Origin of the sequence: Flagellimonas lutimaris (genome assembly GCF_051494225.1) — a bacterium.
GTDB lineage: Bacteria > Bacteroidota > Bacteroidia > Flavobacteriales > Flavobacteriaceae > Flagellimonas > Flagellimonas lutimaris_A.
In genome coordinates, this window is the sequence record NZ_JBNPYE010000028.1 from 1 (window position 1) to 526 (window position 526).

Consider the following 526-nt stretch of genomic DNA (forward strand, 5'->3'; position numbering starts at 1 on the left):
AAAGTTCAAATAAACGATGAAGCGAGTCCGATCACTTCTGTCAATTACTGTGTTATTGGTTGTGCTTTTTAATATTGGATGCACTACCACAGAAGACACAATTACTCTCATACCAAATAACTATACAGGAACAGTAAAAATTAAATTCAATAAAAAAGATGGGGAAGAGAAATTATATGAGGGGAAAAGTAGAGTGTATTTAATTCCCAAAACAGGAATACTTAAAACACAATTTGAGGCACAATATGGTTGGCATTATCCTAAATATTTTTACGTGACAGATGAAAATGATAGAATTCCAATCCAACCAATAATTCAATTAACGGAAGATGTATTGGATACTCTGGATATTAAAAAAACATATGTGTATAATTTTATGCATTTAGGTAATACAATTAAGGTAGATTCATTGGGTATTGAAACTGATTTGAACAATGCTGAGATTATACTTACAATTGGAAATCCACTATTAGATTGACCAATACCTATTAATGAATAAAATACGTACTTAAAAGTTCAAATAAAC

1 protein-coding gene is annotated in these 526 nt (G+C 29.7%); it reads left to right on the forward strand.

Translation table 11 applies throughout. From position 1 onward, the window contains the following. Positions 1-61: 61 nt before the first annotated feature. Positions 62-478, forward strand: coding sequence for a DUF6843 domain-containing protein (locus ACQQ5U_RS19390; RefSeq protein ID WP_437400111.1), 417 nt, complete (start codon positions 62-64; stop codon positions 476-478). The last annotated feature ends 48 nt before the right edge of the window (positions 479-526 follow it).